This window comes from Pseudomonas sp. SST3, assembly GCF_003325755.1.
In genome coordinates this window covers 1-14,970 of record NZ_QORI02000033.1, presented here as the reverse complement: position 1 = coordinate 14,970, position 14,970 = coordinate 1, and the positions used below count along the sequence as shown (strand labels likewise).

Genomic DNA, 14,970 nt, shown 5'->3' with positions numbered 1-14,970 from the left:
CTTCGGCTTTTCGGAAAAAAGACCGAGCCCCTGGGCTCGGTTTTTTTATATTCGTATTTTCTATCGTCGGGTTTGATTCAACGCATTGGCCTCGCTCCGTCCGGCTTTCTATGATCGTTTCCATGCCGCCGGTATAGCCGGCTTCGCTGTAGTTACGGATAGCTGTTCAAGGAGCGTGAAAATGACTGACAAGCCTAGATTGACGACAGTTGCCGGTGCGCCAGTAGCTGAAAACCAGAACTCAATGACGGCCGGCCCTCGTGGGCCCATGCTGCTTCAGGATGTTTGGTTCCTGGAAAAGCTGGCGCATTTTGATCGTGAGGTGATCCCCGAGCGGCGCATGCACGCCAAGGGCTCCGGCGCGTTTGGCGAGTTCGTGGTGACCCAAGACATCACTCGTTTTACCAAGGCGGCGATCTTTTCCGAGGTAGGCAAGAAGACGCCGATGTTCGCGCGCTTCTCCACTGTGGCCGGTGAGCGTGGCGCGGCGGACGCCGAGCGAGATATTCGTGGCTATGCGCTGAAGTTCTACACAGAGCAGGGCAACTGGGACATGGTCGGCAACAACACCCCGGTGTTTTTCTTCCGCGACCCTTTGAAATTTCCTGACCTCAACCACGCGGTCAAGCGCGACCCGCGCACCAACATGCGCAGCGCCAACAATAATTGGGATTTCTGGACGGGCCTACCTGAGGCGCTGCACCAGATCACTTATGTGATGGGTGATCGCGGTATCCCGGCCTCCTATCGACACATGCACGGATTCGGCTCGCACACTTATAGCTTTATCAGTGCTGATAACCAGCGCTACTGGGTCAAGTTCCACTTCAAGACACAGCAGGGCATCAAGAACCTGACCGATGCGGAAGCCGCCGCAGTCGTCGCCAGCGATCGCGAAAGCTCACAGCGCGATCTGTTCGAGGCCATCGAGCGTGGCGATTTCCCGCGCTGGACCATGTACGTGCAGGTCATGCCGGAAGCTGAGGCCGCGAGCTATCGCTTCCATCCATTCGACCTGACCAAGGTCTGGTCGAAGAAGGACTATCCCCTGATCGAAGTCGGTTACTACGAATTGAACCGCAACGCCGACAACTACTTTCAGGACGTCGAGCAAGCTGCTTTTACGCCTGCCAACGTAGTGCCGGGCATCAGCTTCTCCCCTGATCGCATGCTGCAGGGGCGCCTGTTCTCCTACGGCGACGCGCAGCGCTATCGGCTGGGTGTGAACCATCACCAGATTCCGGTCAACGCACCGCGCTGCCCGGTACACAGCTATCACCGCGATGGCTCGATGCGCGTGGATGGTAATCAGGGTGGCCGTTTGCATTACGAGCCGAACACCTACGGCGAATGGCAGGAGCAACCAGACTTCAGCGAGCCGCCTCTGGCGCTCGAAGGTGCCGGTGCCCGTTATGATTTTCGTACGGATGATGCGGACTACTTCACCCAGCCGGGTGATCTGTTCCGCCTCATGAAGGCCGACGAACAGCAGCGTCTGTTCGAAAACACCGCTCGGGCTATGGGAGATGCGGCAAGGCACATCAAGCTGCGCCATATCAAGCATTGCTACTTGGCTGACCCAGCTTACGGTACGGGCATCGCCAAGATGCTAGACCTCCCGGTTGAGGACGCACTGGCCTAAACCGCAAGGTGCAACGAAGAAGCCCGCAGTGATCGCTGCGGGCTTCTTCGTTTCCGGTACCAAAAACGTTAACGCCAATTGGCGCGGCGATGTTCCGTGCCGAGTTAGTGCTTGTCACGCTCTAGCAGCGGCTTGAGGAAGTGGCCGGTATGCGATTGTGGCATCTCGGCAACCTGCTCAGGCGTGCCGGTTGCGATGATCTGTCCGCCTTTAGAGCCCCCTTCGGGGCCGAGATCAACCAGCCAGTCGGCGGTTTTGATCACATCCAGGTTGTGTTCGATGACCACGACGGTGTTGCCGTGGTCACGCAGCCGATGCAACACATCCAGCAGTTGCTGGATATCAGCGAAGTGGAGCCCCGTGGTGGGCTCGTCGAGAATGTAAAGGGTCTTGCCGGTGTCCCGTTTGGATAGCTCTCGGGACAACTTAACCCGCTGAGCCTCGCCGCCTGACAGCGTGGTCGCGCTCTGCCCGAGCTTGATATAGGACAGTCCCACATCCATCAGCGTCTGTAGCTTGCGAGCCACCGCCGGCACCGGGTCGAAGAATTCACGGGCCTCCTCAATGGTCATGCCGAGCACCTCGGTAATGCTCTTGCCCTTGTACTTCACCTCGAGCGTCTCGCGGTTGTAGCGCTTGCCCTTGCAGACGTCGCAGGGCACGTAAATATCAGGCAGGAAATGCATTTCCACCTTGATTACACCATCGCCCTGACAGGCTTCGCAGCGGCCGCCCTTAACGTTGAACGAGAAGCGCCCAGGCCCGTAACCGCGTGAACGGGCCTCCGGGACGCCCGCGAACAGCTCGCGGATCGGTGTGAACAGGCCGGTGTAAGTCGCCGGGTTCGAGCGTGGTGTGCGGCCGATTGGGCTCTGGTCGATATCTACCACTTTGTCCAGGTGCTGCAAGCCGTCGAATGAATCGTGCGGTGCGACTTCAAGTGTCGTTGCCCCGTTCAAGGCGGTGGCCGTGATCGGAAACAGCGTGTTGTTGATCAGTGTCGACTTGCCCGAGCCGGATACGCCGGTGATGCACGTGAGTAGCCCGACCGGGATTTCCAGATCAACGTTGCGCAGATTATTGCCTCGCGCGCCCTTGAGTCTGAGCAGCTTGTCAGCATCGCGTGGCGTGCGTTGTTCGGGATAAAGGATCTTCACGCGGCCTGAGAGATAGCCCCCAGTTAGCGAGGCGGGGTTGCTCATCACCTCGTCGGGCGTGCCCTCCGCGACGATCTGTCCGCCATGTATCCCGGCGCCCGGGCCGATATCGACAACATAGTCGGCGAGGCGTATGGCATCTTCGTCGTGCTCGACGACGATCACCGTATTGCCTATGTCGCGCAGGTGGCGCAGGGTGCCGAGCAGGCGTTCGTTGTCGCGCTGATGCAGGCCGATCGAGGGCTCGTCGAGAATGTACATTACCCCGACCAGTCCCGCGCCAATCTGGCTCGCCAGGCGGATGCGCTGAGCCTCGCCGCCTGAAAGAGTGTCAGCGCTGCGGTCCAGCGTCAGATAATCGAGGCCGACGTTGACCAGGAACTGCAGGCGCTCGCGTATTTCCTTGAGAATCTTGTCGGCAATCTCGCCACGGCGGCCGCTAAGCGTGAGGCCGCCGAAATACTCGGTGGCATCGCCAATTGGCAGTCCAGTCACCGCCGGCAGGGTCTTATCGCCAACCCAGACATGGCGGGCTTCACGGCGCAGCCGGGTGCCACGGCATTCTGGGCAGGGCTGAGTGCTGAGATATTTGGCCAATTCTTCACGCACCGAATTGGACTCGGTTTCCCGATAGCGGCGCTCGAGGTTGGGGATGATGCCCTCGAAGGGATGCGAGCGTTTGACAATATCGCCGCGGTCGTTCAGGTAGCGAAAGTCGACGTTCTCCTTGCCGCTGCCGCGCAACACCACCTTCTGCTGCTCGGCCGGCAACGAATCGAACGGCTCGTCGAGGCTGAAACCATAATGCGAGGCGAGGGAGCCGAGCATCTGAAAATAGTAGACGTTGCGTCTATCCCAGCCGCGGATAGCGCCCTCAGCCAGGGTCAGTTCGCCATTGACCAGGCGTTTGGCATCGAAGAACTGTTTGACCCCCAGGCCGTCGCAGGTTGGGCATGCTCCGGCCGGATTGTTGAACGAAAACAGCTTGGGCTCGAGCTCGCTGATTGAATGGCCGCAGACGGGGCAGGCGAAGCGGGCCGAGAAAATCATTTCCTCATGATCGTCATCCTCGTCCATCGAGGCCACCAGCGCGATGCCATCGGCAAGCTTCAGCGCGGTCTCGAAGGATTCGGCGAGCCGCTGTTGCAGATCGCTGCGCACCTTGAAGCGATCCACGACAACGTCGATGGAGTGTTTCTTCTGCTTGTCCAGCTTCGGCAGTTCATCGAGTTCGTGCAATCGGCCATTGACTCGTGCGCGCACGAAGCCTTGGGCGCGCAGCTCGTCGAATACTGCCAGATGCTCGCCTTTGCGCTCACGAATGACCGGGGCGAGAAGCATGAGCTTGCGCCCCTCCGGCAATGCCAAGACCTGATCAACCATCTGACTGACCGTCTGGGCTTCCAGCGGCGCATCGTGGTCGGGGCAGCGCGGCGTGCCCACGCGCGCATAGAGCAAGCGCAGGTAGTCGTAGATTTCGGTGATGGTGCCGACCGTCGACCGCGGGTTGTGCGAGGTCGATTTTTGCTCAATGGAGATGGCCGGGGAGAGCCCTTCGATGGTGTCGACGTCCGGCTTTTCCATCATCGAGAGAAATTGCCGGGCGTATGCCGACAGGGATTCGACGTAACGGCGTTGGCCTTCAGCGTAAAGCGTATCGAAAGCCAGCGAGGACTTGCCGGAGCCTGACAGGCCAGTAACCACGATCAGCTTGTCGCGTGGCAGAGTCAGGTCGATGTTTTTCAGGTTGTGGGTCCGAGCCCCACGAATCAGAATCTTGTCCAAAGCAGCCTCGCATGGCGGGCGAAAACCCGAAAGTATACGGCCAGCAGCGACATCACGCCAAAGCAGCGAGCCTGTGCCAAGCAGGGGATGGCTGCTAGAATCGCCGCCGGTTAATTCAAGCGAGACCCCACATGCAGGATCCCTACAGCGAGCGCATGAGCGCCAGCGAAACTCGCGCAGCATCCGGGCTGGCCCTGGTTTTCGCGTTTCGCATGCTCGGCATGTTCATGGTGCTGCCAGTCCTGGCGACCTATGGCATGGAGCTGCAGGGAGCCACGCCGGCACTGATTGGTCTCGCTATCGGTGCCTATGGTTTGACCCAGGCGGTGCTACAAATTCCGTTCGGCATGCTTTCTGATCGAATTGGCCGTCTGCCGGTGATCTACTTTGGCTTGCTGATCTTTGCTGCGGGTGCGGTACTCGCCGCGACGGCTGATTCCGTTTGGGGTGTCATCGCTGGCCGCGTGCTGCAGGGCGCCGGTGCCATATCAGCAGCGGTGATGGCGCTGCTGTCGGATCTCACCCGCGAGCAGCATCGCACCAAGGCGATGGCGATGATCGGTATGAGCATTGGTGTTTCATTCGCGGTGGCGATGATTCTCGGGCCGCTGCTGACGCGTGCGTTCGGTCTGTCCGGCCTGTTCTGGACGACGGCCGCAATGGCGCTGTTGGGTGTGCTGGTCGTTGCCACGCTGCCGCGCGCCCATCATCATCTGCGCCATCGTGAGTCGGGTGTGGCCAGGCAGGCGCTCGGCGAGACGCTGCGTCATCCGAGCCTCCTGCGCCTGGATTTCAGCATCTTCGTATTGCATGCGATTCTCATGGCCAGTTTCGTCGCATTGCCGCTGGCCTTGGTGGACGAAGCGGCGCTGCCCAGGGATGAGCACTGGTGGGTCTATCTCACCGCCCTGGTGGTCGGATTCTTCGGCATGGTGCCCTTCATCATTTATGGCGAAAAAAAGCGGCAGATGAAGCGCGTCGTCTTGGGCGCCGTGGGGGTTCTGCTATTCGCCGAGCTGTTCTTCTGGTGGCTCGGTAACGGGCTCTGGGCATTGGTCGTCGGCATGATCGTGTTCTTCATCGCATTCAATCTGCTGGAAGCCTCCTTGCCTTCGCTGATCAGCAAGGTGGCGCCGGCCGGTGGCAAGGGTACGGCGATGGGTGTTTACTCCACGAGCCAGTTTCTCGGTGCCGGTATTGGCGGCGTCCTGGGTGGATGGTTTTATCAGCAGGGCGGCCTTGCGCTGGTTTTCGCCGGCTGCGCCGTGCTCTGCGGGTTGTGGCTGATGGTGGTGTGGCGCATGCGTGAGCCACCTTACGTCACCGGTCTGCGGCTACCGCTATCGGCCGATGCCGTATGCAACCCTGCACTGGCCGAGCATATGCTGGCGGTTCCGGGTGTGTCGGATGCTGTAGTGATCGCCGAGGAGTCGGCCGCCTACGTCAAGGTCGACATGCAGGTCCTGGATCGCGCCGCTCTTGATCGCCTAGTAGCCTGAGGCAGGCTGTTCGCTGAGCGTCAACGGCTTCGTATGCTGTCTACTGCTCCACTGCCTGAGGTCGCGCCGGTTGGCCGACATGGGGCGGTAAGGTAAGATTCACGGTCATTGGCTTTTCCCCGGATTGCGGGGACTCTCCCCAGTGAGCCAACCCAATTCATGCAGAGATAAAGGAGTTACCCATGGCCAGAGGGGTGAATAAAGTCATCTTGATCGGCAATGTCGGCGGCGACCCGGAAACCCGCTACATGCCCAATGGCAATGCGGTGACCAACATTACGCTGGCTACCACCGACAGCTGGAAGGACAAACAGACCGGACAGCAGCAGGAACGTACCGAATGGCACCGTGTTGTGCTGTTCGGCAAGGTCGCCGAAATTGCCGGTGAATACCTGCGCAAAGGCTCGCAATGCTACATCGAAGGCCGTCTACAGACGCGCGAGTGGGAAAAGGACGGCGTCAAGCGCTACACCACCGAGGTAGTAGTGGACATGGGTGGCACGATGCAACTGCTCGGTGGCCGCGGTGGCAGTTCGGACGACGCTCCGCGCCAGTCCCAGCCGCGTCCGCAGCGCGATTCGCAGCCGCAGCAGCAGTCGCGTCCGCAGTCTCAGCCGCAGCCTGCTCAGCAGCCTGCTCCGGACTATGACAGTTTCGACGACGATATCCCGTTCTAGGTCCTACCTTAGACACTTACGTAAAGATTGAGCTTGAAACCCCCGCACTGCGGGGGTTTTGCTTTTCAGCCTACGTAAAGTCTTTCCAGCAGAAGTTCAGCTATTCTGACACCAAGCAGAAAAGTAATATTTCGGGGGGGTAATGGGTATTTCAGTGCGCAGGTTCAGGGCTGTCGATGGAGAGCGCTTTTCGGTCTTAGTGGACGAAGATGGAATGCCTCTCTATCACCAGACCCTATACGCAACCTGGATGCTACGAAATGGTTCGCTCGCGGCAAACTCCATTACCAATGCGCTGCACGCGCTCAAGGCACTCTGCGCTTGGGAAGATAAGGTAGGCGTGGATCTTGAATCGGTTTTTTCGCAAAGCAAGACCCTTAACGAGAATCAGATCAGGGAATTAAGCGATTTTCTGCAGCGCTCCCTAGCTAGCGATGTAGAGTCGTCTCAACCAAGCGAAAGCGCAAGGTAGTTGGTCCCAGTACCCATTATTTCAGGTTGTCCGTTATTGCAGACTACGTTGAATTTCTAGCGAACAGGATTGGAAAAGATATAACGGCTGGCCGTATTCAGGCGATGGTCACTGCGATAAGGGCAAGCCGTCCGATCAAACCTAGCAAATCTTCGGGTGATCTGGATGATGTTCATCTTCCAAGTGAGGTTATTCAGGCGTTGGAGGATGCGCTTAGGCCTGGGTCATCCAACAACCCCGCTAAGGTCTATGGAGTGCAGCTACGTAACGCATTGATGTTCACGATCCTACGCCTTACTGGTATGAGGAGAGGAGAGCTTCTGAACTTGAAAATCCGGGACTGCAATTATGCAACGAACACCCTCAAAATCGTGAGGCGTGCTGACGCCAAGGGAGACGCTAGAAAGCACCAGCCAACCACCAAGACACGACCGCGGGAAATATCAGTTATTTCCGAAGTCGTTGAAAAGATCCGAGTTTATGTAATGACGGAGCGGCAAAGGGTACCTAACGCGCGAAAGCACGGTTATCTTTTTGTCACCCACAAGGCAGGCCCTACTCAAGGCTCTCCGCTGTCGCTCTCAGCCTTCGGTAAGCTGATGGGGGAGCTAGCAGACCGAGTAGCTGGGGCTGGTTTCCATGCACACGCCTTACGTCACAACTGGAATTACGACTTCTCTGGCATTGCTGATGCAAACGGCATGACACAGGAAGAAGAAGAGAACGCTCGCTCCTTTATTATGGGTTGGAGTGAAACTTCGGGCCGTGCGCAAACTTATAATAGTCGACATATTAAAGAAAAAGCACAACAAGCGGCGCTGGCTCTTCAGGAGAAGTATCTGCCGAAAAAAGCTAAGGGCGCGTCATGAATAATTATATAGACTTGCGAAAGGACGTGCGTTCAATAGATGCGGGGTTTCTAGAGGCAAAGCGGGAAACGTTTTACTCCCGTGATGGTTACCTTGTTTGGTTTAATGGCGCGACATGGGTATTGAATAAAGATACTTCAATTCCTATCGATGTCATTAATCAAACGCTTGATCAGACGTTAAGTAACAGCTTCAGAAGAGTACTGTCTCATTTCGCAAAGACGCATTCTGGCAGTCACACAGCGAACCAGTTTTCGAGATGCAAGGCATATTTCGAAAGCACCGTTGGCCTTACTCCATTTAGTGTAGAGTCGTTCATTTCCTATCGCTCTACCCTAAACAATGAAACCGAGTGGTATCTGGCAGTTATCCGCGGATTCGCTCGGCAGTGGGTTCGGTTAGGGTACGAGGGGGTTTCGGGGGAAGCAGAAAGGCTCCTTGATCAGTGGACCTTGAAGGGGAATTCCAAAGGGAATGCTGTTCGTTCAATGTGCCCGGAATCAGGTCCGCTAACCGATGTTGAGATGCAGGGTGTTGTTGCGGGGCTGCTTGACGCGTATTGCAATACGGAACTGAGTCGCTCAACAATAAGCTGCGCGATGATAATTGTTATGACTGGGCGTCGTCCTGTTCAAGTCTCAGCCTTGAAAATAAAAGACATCGCTAAGGCGCGCGGGAAATACGTTATAAATGTTCCGCGAGCGAAGCAGAGAGGGGCAGGCTGGAGGAGTGGCTTTAAGGCGTATGTAATCGTTAAGGATCTGTGGCGCATGCTGATAAAGCAGGCTTCTGCAGTCAAAAGATATTTTTCCAATATAACTGGGCAAAAAAAACTTCCTCCAAATGTGTGGAGGGAGCTTCCCCTATTTCCTGTGAAGGTCGAGAATATCACCTATGATCAGTTGGCCGCTAAACTGTCAGGAGATTTCTTGCATTTGCCTACTCAACATATCAAGGAAATGATGAATGTCGTGGGGGACACTCTTTCTATTGTCAGTGAGCGAACTGGCATTCCAATGCGCCTTAATTCACGACGCTTTCGCTATACGCTTGGTACAAACCTAGCGCGTGAGGGCAAAGGCGTGTATGTAATTGCCGAAGCCCTAGATCACTCTGATCTTCAGAATGCTGGCGTCTACGTCAAGAATATGCCCGACATTGTTAAGCGTATCGATAAAGCAGTCGCGCTCCAGCTAGGTCCGATCGCCCAGGCCTTCAAAGGCGTTCTGATTACCTCAGAAAGCGAAGCGCGGCGCGGCACCGACCCGTCGAGTCGTATCTCTAATGGCGAAGGCAATGTGGGCAGCTGTGGCAGCTATGGCTTCTGTGGGGCTCTCGCACCTATTGCTTGTTATACGTGCTCACACTTTCAGCCTTGGCTCAACGGCCCTCATGAAGAGGTACTCGCGCGACTAATCGAAGATCGTGACCGGATAGCGGATCAAACGGGCGACTACAAGATTGCTTCGGTTAATGATCGACTAATCCTTGCCGTCAGCGATGTGATTCACCGCTGCAAGGTGGCTCAAGGGGAGATCGGCAGTGGCTGAGATCATGCTATTTGCACCTAAGCATGAGAGGGATGCACGGCAAAATCTCGCGGACTTCATTGAGATGTGCCGAGACCGGCTAACAGTCTTTGGCCACGAGCTGGACTGGTACTCAGATGCTTGGCCAAAAGTTGGAAATTTTACCGTGATGGGTGCGCCGGCGAGAGGATATACGACGGAGCAAGTGCTCGATTCTAACTTCCTTCCGTTCGCCAAGGCTTATGTTCGGTATCAGCAAGGGTTGAATCCAACTAAGCTAAAGAACGAATTTAAAGCTCTCCGTTGTATCGAGCCTGCACTACTATCGGTTAAAGGCAAAGCCGATATAACCCTAGTTGACTCCGTAGTAATTGATGTTGCAGCGCAAATAGCTCGAAAGTATCAGACTACAGCTTACCAAGCAGGAGCCGCCCTGACGAAGCTGATTAGGTTTTTGAACGAGAGTCTGATCATTCCTAGCCGCATCGAGTGGCGAAATCCCATATCAAAGCCTGCGGAGATCAACCGTACTGACGCAGAAACCCGGGAAAAACGCTCAGAGAAGCTTCCTCAGAATCATCAGCTTGAAGCCATGGCCGAAATGTTTAGCAATGACCTTCAAGAGCCGCGTGACCGATTTACGACTTCCATCTTTGGGCTGCTCATGTGCGCCCCGTCTCGAATCAGTGAGGTTCAAACTCTTCCGCTACAAGTCCTTCACGAAGATAGGGATAGTGAAGGAATAAATCGTTTGGGACTTCGATTTTTTGCTGGCAAAGGGGGCGGTTGGGATATCAAATATGTGCCTTCGTTCTTTGAGGATGTTGCGAAAGATGCAGTGCGACGCCTCGTAGAGCTTTCATCGGAGGGACGCAAGCTTGCAAAGTGGTACGAAGAAAACCCGTCACGATTTTATCGACACGACGATTGCCCTGATGTTTCCGAAACAGCGCCGCTTTCTAGCGAGCAAGTGTGCTTGGCACTGGGCCTGTTATGGGCTGGTAACAAGGGACTTATCGACGCGTATTTTAAAAAACTATGCACCATATGCTGCTCGTAAACTGGCCAACGAACCTCTCACACTAGCGTTTTTGAATGAATACTGCCGCAGTGAACTCCCTGGCACCTTTCCATGGTACGACGGAGATCGCAGATTAAAGTATTCCGAAATGCTCTGCTGCTATCGATGCCATGAGTTTAGGTCTGATATTAGCACTAGCCGTGTCAAGCTTTGGACTCCAGGAAAAAGCTTGTTCACGACAGATCTTAATCAAATCCCAGGCCAAGAGCGAAGTATATGGATACGACACGGTTATAAGAACCCGAACGGTTCTGACATATCGATGACGTCCCATCAAATGCGGCACCTTCTGAATACCGCTGCCCAGCGTGGCAATCTAGGGCAATTGGACATCGCCAAGTGGTCGGGGCGGGCGAACATTCATCAAAATGCCGTCTACAACCATGTGACTGAAAAGGAGCGCACCAAACTTACAGAGCGGGCGTTACCGAGTGGTTTGCCTCAAAAAAGCGAGACTAAGGCGCCGGTTACGCTTGCCGATATTGGAGCCGCGGGTGATTCCATTGCCCATGTCACCGTGTTCGGCTATTGCGGCCACGATTTTTCCATGTTGCCCTGCCAGATACACCGGGATTGCTTGAACTGTTCCGAACATGTCTGCGTGAAAGGCGATGCTATAAAGCTAAAAAATATCAAAACGCAGCGTGATGTAACTGTAATTCAGCTAGAAAAGGCGAAAGCCGCTCAATCCGCGGGCTATGACGGCGCTGACCGCTGGAGCCAGCATCAGATCGAAGCTCTGAAGCGCATTGACCAGATCATTCATATCCTAGAGTCACCAGAGGTGCCTGATGGCAGTGTGATCAGGCAGAACAATGACCGGGAATTCAGTCCGCTACAACGGGAGATTGCGGCACGCAAGAGTTTGCCGCGGTTAGCCTCTGAACCTAAAGAGCCAGAGCCAGAGCCAGAGCCAAAGCCAAAGCCAAAGCCAAAGCCAAAGCCAAAGCCAAAGCCGGAGACGTTCTGACTATGGCCAGGCATTTGACAGAGCGAGACTTCCGGATCCTTACCGACTTGATTGACGCATGGTCAGGAAAGCTAACTTGGGAGGGGCTTTGTGATAGAGCAGGTGAGGTAATCGGGTTTCGGCCAACTCGCCAAACCCTTAACGCGCATGGCCCCATTAAGTCAGCGTTCAGCGAAAAGAAAATCCAGCTAAAGGCAGGTGCGACGCCCAGCAAGCGGCCGCAGAGTCTCGCTATTGCCGAACAGCGTATTTTTAAGCTTGAAAGCGAAAACTCCCGTTTAATAGCTGAAAACGAGCGCTTGATTGAACGGTTTGTCCGTTGGCAGTACAACGCTGAAAAGCGCGGCTTAACAAAGGCGGTTTTGGACGACCACCTCCCAGCGATCGACCGTGACTCGTCTGAATAGGCGCTTGATTACCTCGTCACCGATCGTGCGGTGGTTTTTGCGCTCATTTTGAGCCGGGATCGGCGTGGCAGTAGTGCTCGGCTCTGCGAAACCTCGTTTGAGAAATTTTGTTAGTCTCCTTTGGATATTTACAAATAATAAGCGCGGTAGACAAAAAATTGAGTGTGCAAGAGCTGGTTTGCCAATTTGTTGGATATGCACATTTGGTGCGTGCACTGTCCCTGCGCGTCATTCCGATAAAGCAGCCCGCCCTTGTTCGTCCGGTAACGCGGGTAGAGGAGGGGGACAATTGCCTAGTCGTGCCCCAGCGGATGGCGCCGCCGGCAGACCACCACCTGGCACACGTCTTGTTCGCCCTCAAGCACGAGGGTATGAACATGGCCGTCCTTGCACAGGCGCTGCCCAAGCTGCCAGAGCGGGACCTGCTCGAGGCCCTGGCTGAAGCGCCTGGCGGCGCTTACATCCGCAAGGCCTGCTACCTCTGGGAAGCGTTCACCGGTAAGCGGCTTCCTTATGAGGAAAACGCCAAGGGAAACAAAGTTCTGCTATTTGATCCCGACCGCTACATCACCGGCCCTTCTATTCGTAACAGTCGCTGGCGTGTCGACTTCAATGGCCTGGGCTCTCTTCGCTACTGCGCAACAGTCGAGCGCACCGCCGACATCTGCGCGCTTCTCGATTTCGAAGTCCCCGCCAAGTCGCGAGTGTTCATAAAATCGCTTTCGCCGGGGATGAGAGATCGAGTCATACAGTTGGGGTACTTATGGCGATGTGCCGTTCCCTAAGATCAAATGGATTTTCCAGAATCTCAACAAAGCCGAGGTCCTGCTGACCTTCAATGTCGATTTTTTGGTTATGTATCTAGCCGACCGCCAAGCGAACCGGAAAGCCATTGCAAATATCGGCTTGGATCAGCATGTGCCATGGGACATGCTTAAACAGCTGAAGGCGCATCAGCCACGGAGCTGGCAATACCTGATCCAGCGCTATCTGTCCGAGGGGATCAAGCAGGAAAGCGGTGCCCAGTACATGACCGTCTTCTTCATTCGTCCGGCCGGCAGCAACCCGATGGCCTATTGGTTTATCCATCTGGCGAACAACTACCGCGCTAATGATGTGATGAAGAAGATCCACTGGAAATACGGCAACAACTTTTCCCATATGCTGTCGCCTTCCAGCTTTTTTGGTTACGACGCCAATCGGGATATCGCCGTGACAGGTCAGCACGATTTGCTGCTGGATGAGCACCACTTCGACGATGCCACGGATGACCGCATCCGTGGCGAGCTTTCAGAGCTCTTGCCTAAGCAGGTCTACGAGGTTGAACGGCAACCTTTTCTGGGCCTGATGAGTGGATTGACCAATTACACCATGGCTGACGAGCTTCGTGTAAAGCAGGCGCTCGGTATGGCTGTCGCGACCGGTGATCTGCTGGCGATCGGCAAAGATGGCAAAACTAAGCGCCGCAAGGGCACAAGCATCAAATCTACTGACATTTTGATAGCGCCCCCGCAGCGACCCATCTTCTTCCTGCCGCCACTGAATAAGTATAACTCAGAAGGCTAGGCTCGGCCCGGGACAGACCAGGTAGAGTAGTTGGCCCATCGAGAGAAGATAGCTGCTATTACACTCTAGGCGTCTGGCGCGTCGATCAAATAGCCCATCCCACGAGCTGTTTGTATGAGCTTCGGCTCGAATTCATCATCAATTTTCGCTCTCAGCCGCCGTACCGCCACCTCGATCACATTGGTGTCGCTATCGAAGTTCATGTCCCATACCTGGGAGGCAATGAGCGATTTGGACAGGACTTCCCCGCGACGCCTAAGCAATAGCTCAAGAAGTGCGAATTCCTTGGCGGTTAGGTCTATGCGTTTCCCCGAGCGCGTAACCCGACGTCTCAGCAGATCCATCTCAAGGTCGAGGAGCTTGAGTATCGTTTGGTTGGGAGCATGGTTGCCGCGGCGAAGCAACGTACGGATCCTGGCGAGCAATTCGGAGAATGCAAACGGCTTGATAAGATAATCATCAGCGCCCAGCTCCAACCCCTTTACGCGATCCTGTACCCCATCTCTGGCGGTGAGGAAAAGCACGGGGACCTCATTACCGGCCGCGCGGACTTTCTGTAAAACCTGCCACCCATCCAAACCAGGCATCATCACATCTAAGATGAGCAGGTCGTATGCCGCATTAAGCGCATGCTGAGCAGCATCGGTCCCATTCAGAACCCGATCGACAGTGAAGCCCGCCTCAGTGAGCCCCTGCTGTAGGTAGGTGCCCGTTTTCGGCTCATCTTCAGCAACAAGAAGCTTCATTGAAAGTACTCCGCCTGCATTGAGATCACAGTGTGCCGACTCTCAGATCTTGCAGCCAGTACCTTACAGAAACGTAATGCCCGCATCATCTGTCTGACAGCTTGTAGCGCTAACGTCTACATCAGCAGTTGCTCCCACACTCTGCTTTTTGGCCTTTTCCATGCTCCTTTGGCCTATCGGCGCCTAGATGGCGCCTTTTTTTTGCCGGCAGGAAACAAGGCCTATTGTCAGAACGAAAAGCGCATACACGCTTTCGCTTTCGCTAACTGCTTGCCTGCATTACTGACGAAACCGTAATGTCTAGATCAGGGATCTGACAGGAACGCTCGGTTAGCTTAGACACAAGCCCTAGCCCAAGACTCTGCTTAGAGCGGTGCTGGGTAGTTCATGTCTTTCAACGAGGTAACAAGCGATGAAACTTTTCAGATTTCTTTCCGTACTGCTCGCCATCGCGGCAAGCTCTACCTATGCGATGGCAGAGGGTGGTGGTGATCGTACCTTTGCTCGTCTGGAGCAGGCTCGCCAGCTAGCGATCGCTAGTTATCAGGCTGACAAGAAGGACCAATCTCA

12 protein-coding genes and 1 pseudogene are annotated in these 14,970 nt (G+C 55.3%); 11 read left to right on the top strand and 2 right to left on the bottom strand.

What is annotated here, in order from left to right:
• Nucleotides 1-181: 181 nt before the first annotated feature.
• Nucleotides 182-1,642, top strand: coding sequence for a catalase (locus DQ405_RS21430; protein WP_168426052.1), 1,461 nt, complete (start codon nt 182-184; stop codon nt 1,640-1,642).
• A gap of 104 nt (nt 1,643-1,746) precedes the next feature.
• Here the strand turns inward: DQ405_RS21430 and uvrA are convergent, their stop codons facing one another.
• Nucleotides 1,747-4,584 (bottom strand): excinuclease ABC subunit UvrA, encoded by a 2,838-nt coding sequence (uvrA, locus tag DQ405_RS21425; RefSeq protein WP_168426051.1) that lies wholly within the window; start codon nt 4,582-4,584, stop codon nt 1,747-1,749.
• Nucleotides 4,585-4,715: 131 nt separating this feature from the next.
• Here uvrA and DQ405_RS21420 point away from each other — a divergent pair, with 131 nt between their 5' ends.
• From DQ405_RS21420 to tcmP, 9 genes and pseudogenes are all read left to right on the top strand, one after another.
• Nucleotides 4,716-6,083: an MFS transporter gene (locus tag DQ405_RS21420; RefSeq protein ID WP_168426050.1), complete on the top strand. Its 1,368-nt coding sequence runs from the start codon at nt 4,716-4,718 to the stop codon at nt 6,081-6,083.
• Nucleotides 6,084-6,265: 182 nt separating this feature from the next.
• The gene (locus DQ405_RS21415; protein WP_158186157.1) at nt 6,266-6,760 is read left to right on the top strand and encodes a single-stranded DNA-binding protein; all 495 of its coding nucleotides are present in this window, start codon (nt 6,266-6,268) and stop codon (nt 6,758-6,760) included.
• 498 nt (nt 6,761-7,258) lie between these two features.
• Entirely contained in the window at nt 7,259-8,101 is an 843-nt protein-coding gene (locus DQ405_RS21410; RefSeq protein ID WP_342030438.1) for a tyrosine-type recombinase/integrase, read from the top strand.
• On the top strand, nt 8,098-9,651 hold the full coding sequence (locus tag DQ405_RS21405; protein WP_168426049.1) for a site-specific integrase: 1,554 nt from the start codon (nt 8,098-8,100) through the stop codon (nt 9,649-9,651). The genes DQ405_RS21410 and DQ405_RS21405 overlap by 4 nt, the downstream gene beginning before the upstream one ends.
• Nucleotides 9,644-10,690: a hypothetical protein gene (locus DQ405_RS27065; RefSeq protein WP_174824705.1), complete on the top strand. Its 1,047-nt coding sequence runs from the start codon at nt 9,644-9,646 to the stop codon at nt 10,688-10,690. Before DQ405_RS21405 ends, DQ405_RS27065 begins: the two co-directional genes overlap by 8 nt.
• Nucleotides 10,691-10,988: 298 nt before the next feature.
• Entirely contained in the window at nt 10,989-11,681 is a 693-nt protein-coding gene (locus DQ405_RS27060) for a hypothetical protein (protein ID WP_174824704.1), read from the top strand.
• Nucleotides 11,682-11,683: 2 nt separating this feature from the next.
• Nucleotides 11,684-12,088, top strand: coding sequence for a hypothetical protein (locus DQ405_RS21395; RefSeq protein ID WP_168426048.1), 405 nt, complete (start codon nt 11,684-11,686; stop codon nt 12,086-12,088).
• A gap of 347 nt (nt 12,089-12,435) precedes the next feature.
• On the top strand, nt 12,436-12,873 hold the full coding sequence (locus DQ405_RS21390; protein WP_168426047.1) for a hypothetical protein: 438 nt from the start codon (nt 12,436-12,438) through the stop codon (nt 12,871-12,873).
• Nucleotides 12,851-13,654, top strand: a pseudogene (gene tcmP / locus DQ405_RS21385) (three-Cys-motif partner protein TcmP); the annotation flags it as partial. The gene DQ405_RS21390 and the pseudogene tcmP, both read left to right, overlap by 23 nt.
• A gap of 65 nt (nt 13,655-13,719) precedes the next feature.
• On the opposite strand, the gene DQ405_RS21380 reads toward tcmP, so the two are convergent.
• Nucleotides 13,720-14,400: a heavy metal response regulator transcription factor gene (locus DQ405_RS21380; protein WP_046164454.1), complete on the bottom strand. Its 681-nt coding sequence runs from the start codon at nt 14,398-14,400 to the stop codon at nt 13,720-13,722.
• A 412-nt stretch (nt 14,401-14,812) separates the two neighbouring features.
• Between DQ405_RS21380 and DQ405_RS28340 the strand changes: the two genes are divergently transcribed.
• Nucleotides 14,813-14,970: co-regulatory protein PtrA N-terminal domain-containing protein (locus DQ405_RS28340; RefSeq protein WP_168426046.1), on the top strand; the 158-nt coding region annotated here is incomplete at its 3' end.

Excerpts from the sequence above, each read along its gene's own strand:
- DQ405_RS21415 (WP_158186157.1), top strand. The coding sequence starts at position 6,266 with ATGGCCAGAGGGGTGAATAAAGTCATCTTGATCGGCAATGTCGGCGGC.
- DQ405_RS21405 (WP_168426049.1), top strand. The coding sequence starts at position 8,098 with ATGAATAATTATATAGACTTGCGAAAGGACGTGCGTTCAATAGATGCG.
- DQ405_RS21420 (WP_168426050.1), top strand. The coding sequence starts at position 4,716 with ATGCAGGATCCCTACAGCGAGCGCATGAGCGCCAGCGAAACTCGCGCA.
- DQ405_RS21430 (WP_168426052.1), top strand. The coding sequence starts at position 182 with ATGACTGACAAGCCTAGATTGACGACAGTTGCCGGTGCGCCAGTAGCT.
- DQ405_RS27060 (WP_174824704.1), top strand. The coding sequence starts at position 10,989 with ATGCGGCACCTTCTGAATACCGCTGCCCAGCGTGGCAATCTAGGGCAA.
- DQ405_RS21395 (WP_168426048.1), top strand. The coding sequence starts at position 11,684 with ATGGCCAGGCATTTGACAGAGCGAGACTTCCGGATCCTTACCGACTTG.
- DQ405_RS21380 (WP_046164454.1), bottom strand. The coding sequence starts at position 14,400 with ATGAAGCTTCTTGTTGCTGAAGATGAGCCGAAAACGGGCACCTACCTA.